This is a genomic window from Serratia nevei (genome assembly GCF_037948395.1).
Lineage (GTDB): Bacteria > Pseudomonadota > Gammaproteobacteria > Enterobacterales > Enterobacteriaceae > Serratia > Serratia nevei.
Window position 1 is genome coordinate 1,008,581 of the sequence record NZ_CP149940.1, and the last position, 15,387, is coordinate 1,023,967.

The 15,387-nt window shown below is 61.2% G+C and carries 17 protein-coding genes; 8 read left to right on the plus strand and 9 right to left on the minus strand.

Annotated elements, in window-relative coordinates; genetic code table 11:
- Window positions 1-24: 24 nt before the first annotated feature.
- A complete protein-coding gene (locus V8N38_RS04730; protein WP_147839388.1) occupies window positions 25-585 on the minus strand; it encodes a DUF3251 domain-containing protein in 561 nt (186 codons plus the stop codon).
- A 175-nt stretch (window positions 586-760) separates the two neighbouring features.
- Here V8N38_RS04730 and nrdR point away from each other — a divergent pair, with 175 nt between their 5' ends.
- The 6 genes from nrdR (at window position 761) to pgpA (ending at window position 4,876) form a co-directional block, all read left to right on the plus strand.
- Window positions 761-1,210 (plus strand): transcriptional regulator NrdR, encoded by a 450-nt coding sequence (gene nrdR, locus V8N38_RS04735; RefSeq protein ID WP_004940387.1) that lies wholly within the window; start codon window positions 761-763, stop codon window positions 1,208-1,210.
- A gap of 10 nt (window positions 1,211-1,220) precedes the next feature.
- Entirely contained in the window at window positions 1,221-2,330 is a 1,110-nt protein-coding gene (gene ribD / locus V8N38_RS04740) for a bifunctional diaminohydroxyphosphoribosylaminopyrimidine deaminase/5-amino-6-(5-phosphoribosylamino)uracil reductase RibD (protein WP_147839389.1), read from the plus strand.
- Window positions 2,331-2,437: 107 nt separating this feature from the next.
- On the plus strand, window positions 2,438-2,908 hold the full coding sequence (gene ribE, locus V8N38_RS04745) for a 6,7-dimethyl-8-ribityllumazine synthase (RefSeq protein WP_004940385.1): 471 nt from the start codon (window positions 2,438-2,440) through the stop codon (window positions 2,906-2,908).
- A 20-nt stretch (window positions 2,909-2,928) separates the two neighbouring features.
- A complete protein-coding gene (gene nusB / locus V8N38_RS04750) occupies window positions 2,929-3,345 on the plus strand; it encodes a transcription antitermination factor NusB (protein WP_004940384.1) in 417 nt (138 codons plus the stop codon).
- Window positions 3,346-3,396: 51 nt separating this feature from the next.
- Window positions 3,397-4,389, plus strand: coding sequence for a thiamine-phosphate kinase (gene thiL / locus V8N38_RS04755; protein WP_070915536.1), 993 nt, complete (start codon window positions 3,397-3,399; stop codon window positions 4,387-4,389).
- A complete protein-coding gene (gene pgpA, locus V8N38_RS04760; RefSeq protein WP_004940382.1) occupies window positions 4,382-4,876 on the plus strand; it encodes a phosphatidylglycerophosphatase A in 495 nt (164 codons plus the stop codon). The genes thiL and pgpA overlap by 8 nt, the downstream gene beginning before the upstream one ends.
- A gap of 32 nt (window positions 4,877-4,908) precedes the next feature.
- Here the strand turns inward: pgpA and V8N38_RS04765 are convergent, their stop codons facing one another.
- From V8N38_RS04765 to xseB, 4 genes are all read right to left on the minus strand, one after another.
- The gene (locus V8N38_RS04765) at window positions 4,909-5,883 is read right to left on the minus strand and encodes an aldo/keto reductase (RefSeq protein ID WP_087763279.1); all 975 of its coding nucleotides are present in this window, start codon (window positions 5,881-5,883) and stop codon (window positions 4,909-4,911) included.
- A gap of 107 nt (window positions 5,884-5,990) precedes the next feature.
- Complete coding sequence (gene dxs / locus V8N38_RS04770; protein WP_055316790.1) at window positions 5,991-7,856, minus strand: 1-deoxy-D-xylulose-5-phosphate synthase; 1,866 nt, start codon at window positions 7,854-7,856, stop codon at window positions 5,991-5,993.
- Between the two features lie 34 nt (window positions 7,857-7,890).
- The gene (gene ispA, locus V8N38_RS04775) at window positions 7,891-8,811 is read right to left on the minus strand and encodes a (2E,6E)-farnesyl diphosphate synthase (RefSeq protein ID WP_047728733.1); all 921 of its coding nucleotides are present in this window, start codon (window positions 8,809-8,811) and stop codon (window positions 7,891-7,893) included.
- Window positions 8,812-8,816: 5 nt separating this feature from the next.
- Entirely contained in the window at window positions 8,817-9,080 is a 264-nt protein-coding gene (gene xseB, locus V8N38_RS04780; RefSeq protein ID WP_015376838.1) for an exodeoxyribonuclease VII small subunit, read from the minus strand.
- Between the two features lie 160 nt (window positions 9,081-9,240).
- Between xseB and thiI the strand changes: the two genes are divergently transcribed.
- The gene (gene thiI, locus V8N38_RS04785) at window positions 9,241-10,689 is read left to right on the plus strand and encodes a tRNA uracil 4-sulfurtransferase ThiI (RefSeq protein ID WP_047728729.1); all 1,449 of its coding nucleotides are present in this window, start codon (window positions 9,241-9,243) and stop codon (window positions 10,687-10,689) included.
- A 66-nt stretch (window positions 10,690-10,755) separates the two neighbouring features.
- Here thiI and yajL read toward each other — a convergent pair whose 3' ends face one another.
- A complete protein-coding gene (gene yajL / locus V8N38_RS04790) occupies window positions 10,756-11,346 on the minus strand; it encodes a protein deglycase YajL (protein ID WP_063918839.1) in 591 nt (196 codons plus the stop codon).
- On the minus strand, window positions 11,309-12,220 hold the full coding sequence (gene panE / locus V8N38_RS04795; RefSeq protein ID WP_147839390.1) for a 2-dehydropantoate 2-reductase: 912 nt from the start codon (window positions 12,218-12,220) through the stop codon (window positions 11,309-11,311). The genes yajL and panE overlap by 38 nt, the downstream gene beginning before the upstream one ends.
- 182 nt (window positions 12,221-12,402) lie before the next feature.
- Here panE and V8N38_RS04800 point away from each other — a divergent pair, with 182 nt between their 5' ends.
- Window positions 12,403-12,894: a YajQ family cyclic di-GMP-binding protein gene (locus V8N38_RS04800; protein WP_025301759.1), complete on the plus strand. Its 492-nt coding sequence runs from the start codon at window positions 12,403-12,405 to the stop codon at window positions 12,892-12,894.
- A gap of 34 nt (window positions 12,895-12,928) precedes the next feature.
- On the opposite strand, the gene V8N38_RS04805 is transcribed toward V8N38_RS04800, so the two are convergent.
- A complete protein-coding gene (locus tag V8N38_RS04805; RefSeq protein WP_060423360.1) occupies window positions 12,929-14,293 on the minus strand; it encodes an MFS transporter in 1,365 nt (454 codons plus the stop codon).
- Between the two features lie 198 nt (window positions 14,294-14,491).
- Window positions 14,492-15,382 carry a heme o synthase gene (gene cyoE, locus V8N38_RS04810; RefSeq protein WP_015376842.1) on the minus strand — a complete coding sequence of 297 codons (891 nt, stop codon included), beginning with the start codon at window positions 15,380-15,382 and terminating at the stop codon, window positions 14,492-14,494.
- Between the last annotated feature and the right edge of the window lie 5 nt (window positions 15,383-15,387).

Consider the following 15,387-nt stretch of genomic DNA (forward strand, 5'->3'; position numbering starts at 1 on the left):
CGCTCCTTTTTTTTGCTTCGGGTTTCAGTACGGCTGCACCACCGCCGGTTGGGCGGTCGAAACCAGACTGTGCAGGCGGATATAGCCCAGCTGTTCCGGCGTCAGGCCGCTGAAGCGCAGTTCGAAGTCCTGGCCGGGTTTTGGCAGCAGTGAATCGGCGCTGGCGATCGGTTGCGACAGCGCCTCGGCGGTCAACGGCCGGCCGGTGGCTTCATCCAGTGGGCCCCATTCCACCACCGCGTTGAACGGCGGCAGCGTGGCCTGCGAGAGGATGCGCACATGCAGCTGCGCCTGCGTGCCGTTGGCTTCGCTCTTGATGTGGCTCAGCGAAACGCTCAGTTCGCCGAGGCTGCTCTGCAAACGGGCGGCGCTCCGGGCTGCTGGCAGCAGGTAGACGCCGTTGTCGGAGTGCTGATTGAGCTGATTCTGCCGCTCCAGCGCGGTGGTTTGATCGGTCAGCACGCTCACTTTCTGGTTCAGCGCGGCGACCTGATGGCGCAGCTGAGGCACGGCGGCGTTGTGCGCGCAGCCCGTCAACAACACGGCGGCGGCGAGCAGGGCGATTTTGGGGTAACAGGTTGTCATGTCGGCGATTTCCTATGCTGAATCTCCTGCTATCAGCTTAGTCCGCCCGGAGGGGAAAGTCATATCGGTGCCGCTTCCTGGCCGCGTGTCGCAACAAATGGCCGCCGCCCTTTGTTGTGGCTGCACTTCGGGGTAAACTGCTTTTATCTATAAAAAACGTTTATCAGGACGTGTTATGCATTGCCCTTTCTGCGCCGCCGTTGATACCAAAGTCATTGATTCCCGCCTGGTGGGGGACGGTTCGCAAGTGCGCCGTCGCCGCCAGTGTCTGGTGTGCAATGAACGCTTCACCACCTTTGAGGTGGCCGAGCTGGTGATGCCGCGAGTGATTAAAAGCGATGAGGTGCGCGAGCCGTTCAACGAAGACAAACTGCGCCGCGGCATGCTGAAAGCGCTGGAAAAGCGCCCGGTCAGCTCGGACGACGTGGAAAACGCCCTTAACCATATCAAATCCCAACTGCGCGCCACCGGCGAACGCGAAGTGCCGACCAAGTTGGTGGGCAATCTGGTGATGGACGCGCTGAAAAAGCTGGATAAGGTCGCCTATATTCGCTTCGCGTCGGTGTACCGCAGCTTCGAAGACGTGCGCGAGTTCGGCGAAGAGATTGCCCGCCTGCAAGACTAAAGGATCTTTCATGCATCACGACGAATTTTACATGGCGCGCGCCTTCGAACTGGCGCGGTTGGGGCGTTTTACCACCGCGCCCAATCCGAACGTCGGCTGCGTTATCGTGCGCGACGGCGAAATTGTCGGTGAAGGCTACCATCTGCGCGCCGGCGAGCCGCACGCGGAAGTGCACGCGCTGCGCATGGCGGGCGACAAGGCGCGCGGCGCCACCGCCTATGTTACGCTCGAGCCGTGCAGCCATCACGGCCGCACGCCGCCCTGCGCCGATGCGCTGGTGGCCGCCGGCGTGACGCGGGTGGTCGCGGCGATGCAAGATCCTAACCCGCAGGTGGCGGGGCGCGGGCTGTACAAGCTGCAGCAGGCCGGCCTCGAGGTGCGGCACGGCCTGATGCTGGCCGAGGCCGAATCGGTCAATCTGGGCTTCCTCAAGCGCATGCGCACCGGCTTCCCTTACGTGCAGCTGAAGCTGGGCGCGTCGCTGGACGGCCGCACGGCGATGGCCTCCGGCGAGAGCCAGTGGATCACCTCACCCGAAGCGCGTCAGGACGTGCAGCGCCTGCGCGCGCAGAGCGCCGCCATTCTCAGCACCAGCGCCACCGTGCTGGCGGACGATCCGTCGCTGACGGTGCGTTGGGATGAATTGGACGCCGAGACGCAGCGCCTCTATCCGCGCGACAATCTACGCCAGCCGCTGCGCATCCTGCTCGACAGCCAAAACCGCATTACCCCGCAGCACCGCGTGGTGCAGCAGCCTGGCGCCACCTGGCTGGCACGCCTGCAGGCGGATGAACAGGCCTGGCCGCAAGACGTTGAGCAGTTTATCTGCCCGGCGCACGGCGGCGGCGTCGATCTGGTGGTGATGATGATGCTGTTGGCCAAGCGCCAGGTGAATTCAATCTGGGTGGAGGCGGGCGCATCGCTGGCCGGCGCGCTGCTGCAGGCCGGCCTGGTGGATGAGCTCATTTTGTACATCGCGCCGAAACTGTTGGGCGATAATGGCCGTGGCCTGTGCCACCTGCCGGGCCTGGAGCGATTGGCCGACGCGCCGGAATTCGTCTTTAGCGACGTGCGTCAGGTCGGCCCCGATCTGCGTTTGCGCCTGCGGGCGAAACACTGAATCTCGCGCCCGCGCGCCGGTTTTACAAAAGCGCCGCGCAGGCGATGAAAGAATATGATAGAATCCGCCCCCCTGCGGGGTATTGAACCCATTTTTAAGGAAAGCCCATGAAAGTTATCGAAGGTGTTGTTGCTACTCCAAATGCCCGTGTGGCGATCGCAATTGCACGTTTTAACAATTTCATCAACGACAGCCTGCTGGAAGGCGCCATCGACGCGCTGAAACGCATTGGTCAGGTTGCTGACGACAACATCACCGTTGTCTGGGTCCCGGGCGCTTACGAGCTGCCGCTGACGGCGAGCGTATTGGCCAAAACCGGCAAATACGACGCGGTTATCGCGCTGGGCACCGTTATCCGTGGGGGCACCGCGCACTTCGAATATGTGGCGGGCGAAGCCAGCTCCGGCATCGGCAACGTTGCGATGAATGCCGAAATCCCGGTTGCTTTTGGCGTGCTGACCACCGAAAGCATCGAGCAGGCGATCGAACGCGCCGGCACCAAAGCGGGCAACAAGGGCGCTGAAGCCGCGCTGACCGCACTTGAAATGATTAATGTTATCAAAGCTATTAAAGCCTGAATTTAGTTAAGGGGAATTCCGTGAAACCTGCTGCTCGTCGCCGCGCTCGTGAGTGCGCTGTTCAAGCGCTTTACTCTTGGCAGTTGTCTAAAAACGACCTTGCCGATGTTGAACACCAGTTCCTGACGGAGCAGGATGTCAAAGATGTTGACGTCGCCTATTTTCGCGAGTTGCTGTCCGGCGCGGCAGTGAATGCAGGTATGCTGGACGAACTGATGGCGCCTTACCTGTCGCGTCAGCTCGAAGAGCTGGGCCAGGTGGAGCGCGCGGTGCTGCGCGTCGCGCTGTTTGAACTGAAAATGCGCGAGGATGTCCCTTACAAGGTGGCAATCAACGAAGCGATCGAACTGGCGAAAACCTTCGGCGCGGAAGACAGCCACAAGTTTGTGAACGGCGTGCTGGATAAAGTGGCGCCAACCCTTCGCAAGAAAAAGTAAAACTTTAAGGCCGGCATTCCCGGCCTTAATTTCTTCTAGTGGAATATCGATATGGCATGCGGCGAATTTGACCTCATTGCCCGCTATTTTGACCGGTTTAAGCGCGTGCGCCGGGATGTACAGTTGGGCATTGGAGATGACTGCGCACTGCTGGCAGTGCCGGAAAAACAGCTGGTGGCCGTCAGTACCGATACGTTGGTCGCGGGCATTCACTTCCTGCCGGACATCGATCCGGCCGATCTCGGCTATAAGGCGCTGGCGGTCAATCTGAGCGATCTGGCGGCGATGGGCGCCGATCCGGCCTGGCTTTCGCTGGCGCTGACCCTGCCGGAGGTGGACGAGCCCTGGCTGAAGGCCTTCAGCGACAGCCTGTTCGACCAGCTCAACTATTACGGCATGCAACTGATCGGCGGCGATACCACGCGCGGCCCGCTGAGCATGACGTTGACCATTCAGGGGCTGATCCCGGCCGGCCGGGCGCTGACCCGCAGCGGTGCGCGCATCGGCGACTGGATCTATGTGACCGGCACGCTGGGCGACAGCGCCGCCGGTCTGGCGATCCTGCAGGATCGCCTGGCGGTGAAGGATGCGGCGGCGCGCGATTATCTGGTCGCCCGCCATCTGCGGCCGCAGCCGCGGGTGCTGCAGGGGCAGGCGCTGCGGGATCTGGCCAGCTCGGCGATCGACATCTCCGACGGCCTGATTTCCGATCTGAAGCATATCCTGAAGGCCAGCGACTGTGGCGCGCGCATCGTGCTGGACGAGCTGCCGATGTCGCAGGCGCTGAGCAGCCACGCCGATGCCGAGCAGGCGCTGCGCTGGGCGCTGGCGGGCGGTGAAGATTACGAACTGTGCTTCACCGTGCCGGAGATCAACCGCGGCGCGCTGGAAGTGGCGCTGAGCCACCTCGGGGCCGACTACACCTGCATCGGCCAAATTGGCCCGCTGTCTGAAGGCATCCGCTATTATCGCAACGACGAAGCGGTAGAGCTGGATTGGATTGGGTTCGATCATTTCAACGCGGAGCCGGGCACCCATGGATGAAGCCAAGCGTCGGCTGCGGATGAGCAATCCGTGGCACCTGCTGGCCACCGGGTTTGGCAGCGGTTTGTCGCCGGTGATGCCGGGCACCATGGGATCGCTGGCGGCGATCCCGTTCTGGCTGCTGCTGATCCAGCTACCGTGGCAGCTTTACTCGCTGGCGGTGATGTTCAGCATCTGCATCGGCGTCTATATTTGCCACCGCACGGCAAAAGACATGAAGGTGCACGATCACGGCAGCATCGTTTGGGACGAGTTCGTCGGCATGTGGATCACGCTGATGGCGCTGCCGGTCAACGACTGGCGCTGGGTTGCCGCCGGTTTCGTCATCTTCCGCATTCTGGATATGTGGAAACCGTGGCCGATCCGCTGGTTCGACCGCAACGTGCATGGCGGCATGGGCATCATGGTCGACGATATCATCGCCGGCGTGCTGTCCGCCGGCATCATCTACCTGATTGGGCACCACTGGCCGATCGGGCTGTTCTGACAGACGGGCGCGCTGTTTCGCGCCCGTCTCTCTTATTCAAATCCCGTCACCCGATGCGGCACGTAAGCCGTCTCCAGCTCCGCGACCTCTTGCGGCGACAAACTCAAATCGACCGCGGCGATGGCGTCGTCCAGCTGTTCGCTGCGCGAAGCGCCGACGATCGGCGTGCTGACCGCCGGTTTGTTCAGCAGCCAGGCCAGCGCGATCTGTGCGCGTGAAACGCCGCGTTCCTCGGCGAGGCTGGCGACGCGCTCGGCGATAATGGCGTCGATGCCTTCAGTTTCCTCATACAGGCTCTTGCCGAACTGGTCGGAAACCAGCCGCGCGGTGGTTTCGCCCCAGGGGCGGGTCAGGCGGCCGCGTGCCAGCGGGCTCCACGGCAGCACGGCGATGCCTTCGGCGGCGCACAGCGGATGCATTTCGCGCTCTTCTTCGCGCTGAATCAGGTTGTATTGATCCTGCATGCTGACGAAGCGCGTCCAGCCGTGCAGATCGGCGGTATACAGCGCCTTGGCGAACTGCCAGGCGTACATCGAGGAGGCGCCGATGTAACGCGCCTTACCGGCTTTCACCACGTCGTGCAGCGCTTCCAGCGTCTCTTCCAGCGGCGTTTCGTAATCCCAGCGGTGGATCTGCAGCAAATCGACATAGTCGGTGCCCAGGCGCTGCAGGCTGTCGTCGATGGACTGCATGATGTTGGCGCGCGATAAACCGCGCTTCAGGTTACTCAGCGGGAAATACACCTTGGTGGCGACCACCACGTCTTCGCGGCGTGCATAGTCGCGCAGCGCCCGGCCGAGGATTTCCTCGCTGCTGCCGTCGGAATAGCTGTTGGCGGTGTCGAAAAAGTTGATGCCGGCTTCCAGCGCCTGTTTCAGCAGCGGGCGGCTGCTCTCTTCCGGCAGCGTCCAGGCGTGATTGCCGCGGTTCGGTTCGCCGTAGGTCATGCAACCCAGGCAGATACGCGAGACGTTCAGATCGGTGTTGCCCAGTTTCAGGTACTTCATGCTTGCCTCCCATTCACAGCTCAGACAGTAACTGTAGCGCGGATCCCGGAGGGCGGAAATGAAAACGCCCCCGAAGGCGGAGGCGTTTTGTCAGGCGCGAGTGGCGATTACTGCGCCAGCCAGGTTTCGATTTGCCGCTGGATGCCGGCGGCATCCAACCCCAGATCGGCGCGCAGTTCTTCCTGGGTGCCCTGCGAGACGAAGCTGTCCGGCAGGCCGAGGTTCAGCACCGGCACCGGACGGCGTTTGGCCATTAGCAGTTCGTTAACGCCGCTGCCGGCGCCGCCCATGATCGCGTTCTCTTCCAGCGTGACCAGCGTTTCATGGCTGGCGGCCAGTTCGAGCACCAGCTGCTCGTCCAGCGGTTTGACGAAGCGCATGTCGACCAGCGTGGCGTTGAGCGCTTCCGCCGCTTGCGCGGCCTCCGGCAGCAGGGTGCCGAAGTTGAGAATGGCGATCTTCTCCCCCTGGCGGCGTACCACGCCTTTGCCGATCGGCAGCAGGCTGAGCGGCTCCAGCGCCGCGCCGGTGCCGGTGCCGCGCGGATAGCGCACGGCGCTCGGGCCGGCATTGTAGTGATAGCCGGTATACAGCATCTGGCGGCATTCGTTCTCGTCGCTCGGCGTCATGATCACCATGGTCGGGATGCAGCGCATGAACGACAGATCGAACGCCCCCTGGTGAGTCTGGCCGTCGGCGCCGACGATGCCGCCGCGATCGATGGCGAACATCACCGGCAGGTTCTGGATTGCCACGTCATGGATCAGCTGGTCGTAGGCGCGCTGCAGGAAGGTGGAATAGATCGCCACCACCGGCTTGTAGCCGCCGATCGCCAGCCCGGCGGCGAAGGTGACCGCGTGCTGCTCGGCGATCGCCACGTCGAAATATTGCTGCGGGTAGTCGCGGGAGAACTGCACCATGCCGGAACCTTCGCGCATGGCCGGCGTGATTGCCATCAGCGAGCTGTCTTTGGCGGCGGTTTCACACAGCCAGTCGCCGAAGATTTTCGAATAGGTCGGCAGACCGCCGGCGCTTTTCGGCAGCGTACCGCTGGCAGGATCGAACTTCGGTACGGCGTGGAAGCTGATCGGATCCTTCTCCGCCGGTGCGTAACCGCGGCCTTTCTTGGTCATGATGTGCAACAGCTGCGGGCCTTTCAGATCGCGCATGTTTTTCAACGTGGCAACCAGCCCCTGCACGTCGTGCCCGTCTACCGGGCCGATGTAGTTGAAACCCAGCTCTTCGAACAGCGTGCCCGGCACCACCATGCCTTTCAGGTGCTCTTCGGTGCGTTTCACCAGCTCCTTGATCGGCGGCACGCCGGCCAGCACTTTCTTGCCGCCTTCGCGCAGGGTGGAGTAAAGCTTGCCGGACAGCAGCTGCGCCAGGTGATTGTTCAGCGCGCCGACGTTTTCCGAGATCGACATCTCATTGTCGTTCAGCACTACCAGCATGTCCGGGTTGATGTCGCCGGCGTGGTTCATCGCTTCGAACGCCATGCCGGCGGTGATGGCGCCGTCGCCGATCACGCACACCGTGCGGCGGCCTTTGCCTTCACGCTCCGCCGCCACCGCCATGCCGAGGCCGGCGCTGATCGAGGTCGACGAGTGGCCGACCGACAGCACGTCGTATTCGCTTTCGGCGCGCCACGGGAACGGATGCAGGCCGTTTTTTTGCCGAATGGTGGCGATACGGTCGCGGCGGCCGGTCAGAATTTTGTGCGGGTAGGCCTGGTGGCCGACGTCCCACACCAGGTGATCGAACGGCGTGTTGTAGACGAAATGCAACGCCACCGTCAGTTCGACGGTACCCAGCCCGGAGGCAAAGTGGCCGCTGGAGCGACTGACGCTGTTCAGCAGGTATTGCCGCAGCTCATCGCACAGCTTCGGCAAGCTCTCTTTGGGCAGTGAGCGGAGTTCCTCGGGGTTTTCCGCTAGCGCCAGGGTTGGGTATTTGGCTATATCAAGACTCATTCGATACTCATATCAGAGGAGTTAACGTCATACGTTAATTGTCGCGTTCAATAATGAAGCTGGCTAACGCTCGCAATGGCGCTGTGTTATAAGATTGCGCTGCCAAAGTGTCCAATGCAGCTAATGCTTCCTGATAGAGATCCCACGCTTTTGCTTTCGCGCTGTCAAGCCCGAGTAACGCCGGGTAGGTACTCTTTCCGTGTTGTTGGTCCGCTCCCTGGCGCTTGCCGATTTTTTCAGTCTCGCCGACAACGTCCAAAATGTCATCCTGTACCTGGAACGCCAGGCCAACCGCAGCGGCGTAACGATCCAGCTGCGGCAGCGCCGCGCGCCCGGCTTCGCCGGCGCTCAGCGCGCCCAGGCGCACCGCCGCGCGGATCAGCGCGCCGGTTTTATGGCGGTGGATCTGCTCCAGCGCCTGCAGATCAACGCGCTTGCCTTCGGCTTCCAGATCCAGCGATTGGCCGCCGCACATGCCGGCTACGCCGCTGGCGGTCGCCAGTTCAGAGACCATCGCCAGCCGATCGCGCAGGGCTACGTCAGGCATTTCGGCATCGGCCAGGATCGAAAACGCCAGCGTTTGCAGCGCATCGCCGGCCAGTATCGCGTTGGCTTCGCCGAATTTAATGTGGCAGGTCGGCTGGCCGCGGCGCAGATCGTCGTCGTCCATCGCCGGCAGATCGTCGTGGATCAGCGAGTAGGCGTGAATACATTCCACCGCCGCCGCCGGCGCGTCCAGGTTAGCCAGCGACACGCCGAACATCTGGCCGGTGGTGTACACCAGGAATGGGCGCAGGCGCTTGCCGCCCAGTAAGGCGCCGTGACGCATCGCCGCCACCATGTTGCCGTCGTTGAACGGCAGCGGGGCGATGAAGTCCAGCAGCGCGCGATCGGCGCGCTGGCGGAAAATCTGCAGTTGATCGGCAAAAGCGGCCGATGGGGCGATCTCAGACATGTCGGTTACTCGGCATCCGGTGTGAAAGGCGCCAGCGCCGCATCGTCAGCGCTGTCGTTAAGAAGTATCTGCACACGCTGTTCCGCCTGTTGCAGTTTCTGCTGGCCCTGACGCGCCAGCTGTACGCCGCGTTCGAACTCGTTCAGCGCGTCTTCCAGCGGCAGTTCGCCCGACTCCAGACGCGTCACGATGCTTTCCAGCTCGCCGAGGGCGCTTTCAAAGCTGGCAGTTTGCTCTGTACTGGCTGATTGTGCTGGTTTTTTCGGCATAATTTTCTTTTTACGTCATCATGTGAACCGTGGCGCCAGAGCCTATCCTAGCGGATCTTGATTAGCAAATCATGGCGCTCATGTGTGGTTTTGTGCGCAGAGCACGGCGATATGGTGATATACTCCGCGCCGTAATTCTTATCTGACAACAAAGACCGCCATGAAGTTTATCATTAAATTGTTCCCGGAAATCACCATCAAGAGCCAATCTGTGCGCTTGCGCTTTATCAAGATTCTCTCGACCAATATTCGCAACGTCCTGAAGCAGTATGATGAAACGCTGGCGGTCGTCCGTCACTGGGATCATATCGAAGTTCGCGCCAAAGATGAAAACCAGCGGCCGATCATTGCCGACGCCCTGACGCGCATTCCCGGTATCCACCATATTCTGGAAGTGGAAGATCGCGCTTATACCGATATCCACCACATCTTTGAGCAGACGCTGGAAGCCTACCGCGCCCAGTTGGAAGGCAAAACCTTCTGCGTGCGCGTCAAGCGCCGCGGCAAGCAGGCGTTCAACTCGCAGGACGTGGAGCGCTACGTCGGCGGCGGCCTGAACCAACACATCGAAAGCGCGCGCGTTAACCTGACCCGCCCGCAGGTCACGGTAAACCTGGAGATCGAAGACGACAAGCTGATGCTGGTCAAACGCCGCCTCGAAGGCATCGGCGGTTACCCGGTCGGCACTCAGGAAGACGTAATGTCGCTGATTTCCGGCGGTTTCGACTCGGGCGTGTCCAGCTACATGCTGATGCGCCGCGGCTGCCGCGTGCACTTCTGCTTCTTCAACCTGGGCGGCGCCGCGCACGAGATCGGCGTGAAGCAGGTGGCGCACTACCTGTGGAATCGCTTCGCCAGCTCGCACAAGGTGCGCTTCGTCGCCATCGACTTCGAGCCGGTGGTGGGTGAGATCCTGGAGAAGGTCGACGACGGCCAGATGGGCGTGGTGCTCAAGCGCATGATGGTGCGAGCCGCTTCGCAAGTGGCCGAACGCTACGGCGTGCAGGCGCTGGTGACCGGCGAGGCGCTGGGGCAGGTCTCCAGCCAGACGCTGACCAACCTGCGTTTGATCGACAATGCGTCCGATACCCTGATCCTGCGTCCGCTGATCTCGCACGATAAAGAGCACATCATCAAACTGGCGCGCGAAATCGGCACCGAAGACTTCGCCAAAACCATGCCGGAATACTGCGGTGTGATTTCGAAGAGCCCGACGGTGAAAGCGATCAAGGCCAAGATCGAAGAGGAAGAGAGCCACTTCGATTTCAGCATTCTCGACCGGGTGGTGAGCGAAGCGAAGAACGTCGATATTCGCTCTATCGCCGAGCAGGCGCAGGAGCAGGTAACCGAGGTGGAAACCGTCGCGGCCTTCGGCGCCGACGAGGTGATCCTGGATATCCGCTCCAACGACGAGCAGGAAGAGAAGCCGCTGCAGCTGGAACAGGTTGAAGTGAAAGCGCTGCCGTTCTACAAGCTGAGCACCCAGTTCGGCGATCTGGATCAGAGCAAAACCTATCTGCTGTATTGCGAGCGCGGCGTGATGAGCCGCCTGCAGGCGCTGTACCTGCTGGAGCAAGGCTTCAGCAACGTGAAGGTTTATCGCCCGTAACGCACGGAGCGGCATAAACGACAAGGGCTGAACCGGTGTTCAGCCCTTTTTTTATCGGCAAGCCGCTCAGTCGCGAAAATCGTACATCCCCGGGATCAGCACCAGCTGCGCGGCGATCTCCGCCGCTTTGGCCTTGCCGAGCAGCAGGTCTATCAGCTTCAGCGCGAACTCCATCGCGGTGCCCGGCCCCTGGCTGGTGAGCAGGTTGACGCGGGCGTCGTACACCACGCGGCGCTCCATCCATTTATCCGCCGGGATCTGGTCTTTCAGGCCAGGGAAGCCGGTCATGTTGCCGACCGGGAACAGATCGTGGTGCTGCAGCACCAGCGCCGGTGCCGCGCAGATGGCGGCGACGATGTTGCCCTGCAGATGCATCTGCCGCACCTTTTCCACCAGCAGCGGGCTGTCGCGGAAGCATTCTGCGCCTTTCAGGCCGCCGGGCAGCACGATGGCGTCGAACGGCTCATCGACGATCGCCACCAGCGGCGCGTCGGCCAGCAGTTTGACGCCGCGCGAACAGACGATAGTCAGCTCGCCGTCGCCGGCAACGCTGGCGGTAGTGACTTTTACGCCCGCCCGCACCAGCAGATCGATGGCAGTGACGGCTTCGGTTTCTTCGCTACCAGGTGCCAGGCAGACCAGCGCCGATACGCTCATATTCATTTTCCTTTCGTTTAATCAGTTCAAACAGCCGCGCATTCTCCGGCAGCGTGAGGCCGTGGCTGCGCGCGCGGCGCAGCAGATAGCCGGTGATGTAGTCGATCTCGGTGTGCCGCTGGTTGCGGATGTCCTGCAGCATCGACGAAACGTTGTCGGCGGTGCTGTGGATCACGTCCATCACGTATTGCATCAGGCCTTCGCAGGAGGTGTGGTAGCCCTCCATCGCCATCACGCTGGCGACTTCACGGCACAGCGTTTCGATCTGTTCCGGGTAACGCTGCAGATCGCCGTTACGGCAGCCGTACAGCGCCGTCAGCGGGTTGATCACGCAGTTGACCGCCAGCTTGCGCCAGTTGGCCGAGGCGATGTTGTTGTGCCAGGCAACGTCGGGCAGCGCCTGATGCAGCACTTCCGCCAGGTGGCTGAGGTGCTGGGCGGCCGGCGAGGTCGGGCCGATGTGGGTGATGCCGGTGGCGACGTGGATAATGGTGCTGCCTTCGTGGCGCGCGGCGTGGGTGGTGGTGCCCTGCAGGATCGGCTGGCCGTTCGGCGGCAGCTCCTCTTGGGTGCCCATGCCGTTGTGCAGCAGCAAAATGGCGCACTGGGGGTTCAGCTTCGGCAGCAGCGCGCTGACCGCGCTGGACACCTGCCAGGCTTTCAGCGTCACCAGCAGCAGCTCGCTTTGCGCAAGGTGCTGCGGATCGTTAGTGGGCAAGTTGCGATTAAACGAGACGCCTTCCGGCTCTATCACGTTCACCGCGCAAAAAGGCTGCGGCACTCTTAGCCATCCCTGTACATCGTGGCCCTGCTGATACAGCCGGGAGAGCCACAGTTGTCCGAGCGCGCCGCAACCAAGAATGGTTATTTTCATTCAGTCTCCTTGGAAACACGGGAATACCGCTCAATTACCGTGAATTAACTATAGGCTTTATGGCAGCCCGAAGCGCTATCCCTGCGTGCGTTCAGCAGATTTTGTCTGAGGCGGCAAAGCGGTTATCATGCTCGGCATCAAAATCGCCTAAGCTATTAGGCACTCATTCAGGAGGAAGAAGTATGCCATCTTTCGACATCGTTTCCGAAATTGATATGCAGGAAGTGCGTAACGCCGTTGAGAACGCCACCCGCGATCTCGGCACCCGCTGGGATTTTCGCAACGTGCCGGCCAGCTTTGAGCTAAACGAGAAAGATCAAAGCATCAAGGTTGCCACCGAGTCTGATTTCCAGGTGCAGCAGCTGCTCGATATTCTGCGCGAAAAGCTGAGCAAGCGCAGCATCGACGGCGCCGCGCTGGAGATCCCGGAAGAGTTTACCCACAGCGGTAAAACCTACAGCGTGGAAGCCAAGCTGAAGCAGGGGATTGAAACCTCTGTGGCGAAGAAAATCGTCAAGCTGATCAAAGACAGCAAGCTGAAGGTGCAGGCGCAGATCCAGGGCGAAGAAGTGCGGGTGACCGGTAAGTCACGCGACGATTTGCAGAGCGTGATGGCGCTGGTGCGCGGCGGCGATCTGGGGCAGCCGTTCCAGTTCAAGAACTTCCGCGATTAATCTCTACGGGGCCGGCATTGCCGGCCCTGATTCTTTACAGCGAATTGACCAGCGCTTCCAACTGACCGCGATTGGTCTGCTTGGTATCCACCTTGACGTAGGCGCTGCGCTCTTCCGGCACTACGATCGCCTCGGCCACGCCGGGCTGCGCCTTCAGGCGGCTTTCCAGCGCCGAATCTTTCACCGCCAGTTCCGACAGCGTAATGCGCAGGCTGCTGACATACGGCGGTTCTTTCATGGTGCTGCTGACCAGGAACCAGAGCGCGGCCAGCACGGCGCCGGCGATAAACACCAAGCCCGCCCCCTGCAAACCGTACAGCCAGCCGCCGAGGCTGCCGCCGATCGCCACGCCGATAAACTGGCTGGTGGAGTAGACCCCCATCGCGGTGCCCTTGTAGCCGGCCGGTGACTCTTTGCTGATCAGCGAAGGCAGAATGGCTTCCATCACGTTGAAGGCCATGAAGAACAGCTGCACGCCGGCGATGATGCCCCACAGGTGCGCGCCGGAGAGCCACAGCAGCACTTCGGCGCAGAACAGCACTGCCACGCAGCCCATAAAGACCTGCTTCATGCGGCGATATTTTTCGGCATAGATGATGAAAGGCACCACGGCGGCGAACGATACCAGCATGGTGACCAGGTAGACGATCCAGTGCTCGCTGGCCGCCAGCCCGGCTTTTTCCATCGCCAGCGGCAGCGCCACGAAGCTCGACATCAGCAGGATATGCAGGCACATGATGCCGAAGTTGAGCTTCAGCAGGCGCGAGTTGCTCAGCACTTTGCGGAAGCTGCCGCGCACGATGCTGGACTCGCGGTTCAGCAGGTGAGTGTCGGCGGAAGGCACTACCGCCAGGGTGATGACAATGCCGGCCAGCGCCAGTACGGCGATCATCCAGAACAGCGCATGCAGGCCGAAGGCGTGGGTGATGATAGGGCCCAATACCATGGCGATGGCAAAGGTGATGCCGAAGCTGACGCCGATAAACGCCATCGCCTTGGTGCGGTTCTGCTCGCGGGTCAGATCGGAGAGCAGCGCCATGACCGCGGCGGCGATCGCGCCGGAGCCTTGCAGCGCGCGGCCGAGGATCACGCCCCAGATCGAATCGGTCGCGGCGGCGATCACGCTGCCGAGGGCAAAGATCAGCAGGCCGCCGACGATCAGCGGCTTGCGGCCGATGCGATCGGACACCAGGCCGAACGGGATTTGAAACACCGCCTGCGCCAGGCCGTAGATGCCGATGGCGATGCCGATCAGCGCTTCGCTGGCGCCGTTGAGCGCCATGCCGTAGGTGGTCAGCACCGGCAGTACCATAAACATGCCGAGCATGCGCAGGGAGAATACGGTGCCCAATCCCCAGGTGGCGCGGCGCTCCTGCGGGGTCATTGAATTATCGTTCACATCAAACCTCGGTAAAAACCATGCCATCAGACGTTGAAACAGCGCCTGATGGCATGACTTCTGTAAAGCTGCGTCATTTTAGTGTGCAGGGCAGGGGGGGTAAATCGAATGTTGTTTAACAGATATTACAGTTCGGCCGCTTTTCGGCGTGACAAATAAAATGGGCCGCAAAAGCGGCCCATTCACAGATGATTTGGCTTACCAAACGTAGGTCACCAGCGCTTCAGGCGCCGCCGTGGCGCTGAAGTCGATCGACATCATCACGCTCAGCGAGGTGATGGCGACGATGGAGAACACGAACAGTTTACGCGCCCAGACGCTGTCGTTTTCGGTCTTGTAACCGCGCAGCGCCATGCCGAGCCACCATACGCTCACCGCCGCAGCGACGATCAGGTACTTGTAGCCGGCATAACCTACCAAGGTCAGCATCAGCGTGGCGATCATAAACGCCAGGATGTAGACCGTGATGTGGTTCTTGGCGACGGAAATGCCTTTCACCACCGGCAGGACCGGAATGTTGGCCGCCTGGTAATCTTTAAAGCGGAAGATAGCGATCGCATAAGAATGCGGCATCTGCCACAGGCTAAAGATAGCCAGCAGGATCAACGCGCCGGCGTCGAACTCGTTGGTCACCGCGCAATAGCCGATAACCGGCGGCGCGGCGCCCGACAGGCTGCCGATCAGCGTGCCGTAGACCGAGTGGCGTTTCATGTACAGGCTGTAAACGCCGACATAAACCACAAAGCCCATCACCGCCAGCCACATGGCCAGCGGGTTGGCCGCGATATACAGCAACGCGAAGCCCGCAATACCCAACACGGTCGCATAAACCAGGGTGACACTCGGCGCGATCAGGCCTTTTACCAGCACCCGATTCTTCGTTCTCTCCATTTTCTTGTCGATGTCGCGGTCGATGTAGTTGTTAAACACACAGCCCGACGCGACCACCAACGAGACACCCACCAGGGTGGCGAGAAACAGGGGATAGTCGATGCTCCCTTTGGAAGCGAGCAGGAATCCCCCAACGACAGAAATTAAATTGCCGAAAATAATTCCTGGTTTAGTGACTTGCAGGTATTGCTTAATCATCACGT

Coding starts and splice junctions, on each gene's coding strand:
- V8N38_RS04800 (WP_025301759.1), top strand. CDS start 12,403: ATGCCATCTTTCGACATCGTTTCCGAAATTGATATGCAGGAAGTGCGT.
- yajL (WP_063918839.1), bottom strand. CDS start 11,346: ATGAGCGTATCGGCGCTGGTCTGCCTGGCACCTGGTAGCGAAGAAACC.
- V8N38_RS04730 (WP_147839388.1), bottom strand. CDS start 585: ATGACAACCTGTTACCCCAAAATCGCCCTGCTCGCCGCCGCCGTGTTG.
- nrdR (WP_004940387.1), top strand. CDS start 761: ATGCATTGCCCTTTCTGCGCCGCCGTTGATACCAAAGTCATTGATTCC.
- thiL (WP_070915536.1), top strand. CDS start 3,397: ATGGCATGCGGCGAATTTGACCTCATTGCCCGCTATTTTGACCGGTTT.
- panE (WP_147839390.1), bottom strand. CDS start 12,220: ATGAAAATAACCATTCTTGGTTGCGGCGCGCTCGGACAACTGTGGCTC.
- dxs (WP_055316790.1), bottom strand. CDS start 7,856: ATGAGTCTTGATATAGCCAAATACCCAACCCTGGCGCTAGCGGAAAAC.
- ribD (WP_147839389.1), top strand. CDS start 1,221: ATGCATCACGACGAATTTTACATGGCGCGCGCCTTCGAACTGGCGCGG.
- pgpA (WP_004940382.1), top strand. CDS start 4,382: ATGGATGAAGCCAAGCGTCGGCTGCGGATGAGCAATCCGTGGCACCTG.
- ispA (WP_047728733.1), bottom strand. CDS start 8,811: ATGTCTGAGATCGCCCCATCGGCCGCTTTTGCCGATCAACTGCAGATT.
- thiI (WP_047728729.1), top strand. CDS start 9,241: ATGAAGTTTATCATTAAATTGTTCCCGGAAATCACCATCAAGAGCCAA.
- xseB (WP_015376838.1), bottom strand. CDS start 9,080: ATGCCGAAAAAACCAGCACAATCAGCCAGTACAGAGCAAACTGCCAGC.
- ribE (WP_004940385.1), top strand. CDS start 2,438: ATGAAAGTTATCGAAGGTGTTGTTGCTACTCCAAATGCCCGTGTGGCG.
- cyoE (WP_015376842.1), bottom strand. CDS start 15,382: ATGATTAAGCAATACCTGCAAGTCACTAAACCAGGAATTATTTTCGGC.
- V8N38_RS04765 (WP_087763279.1), bottom strand. CDS start 5,883: ATGAAGTACCTGAAACTGGGCAACACCGATCTGAACGTCTCGCGTATC.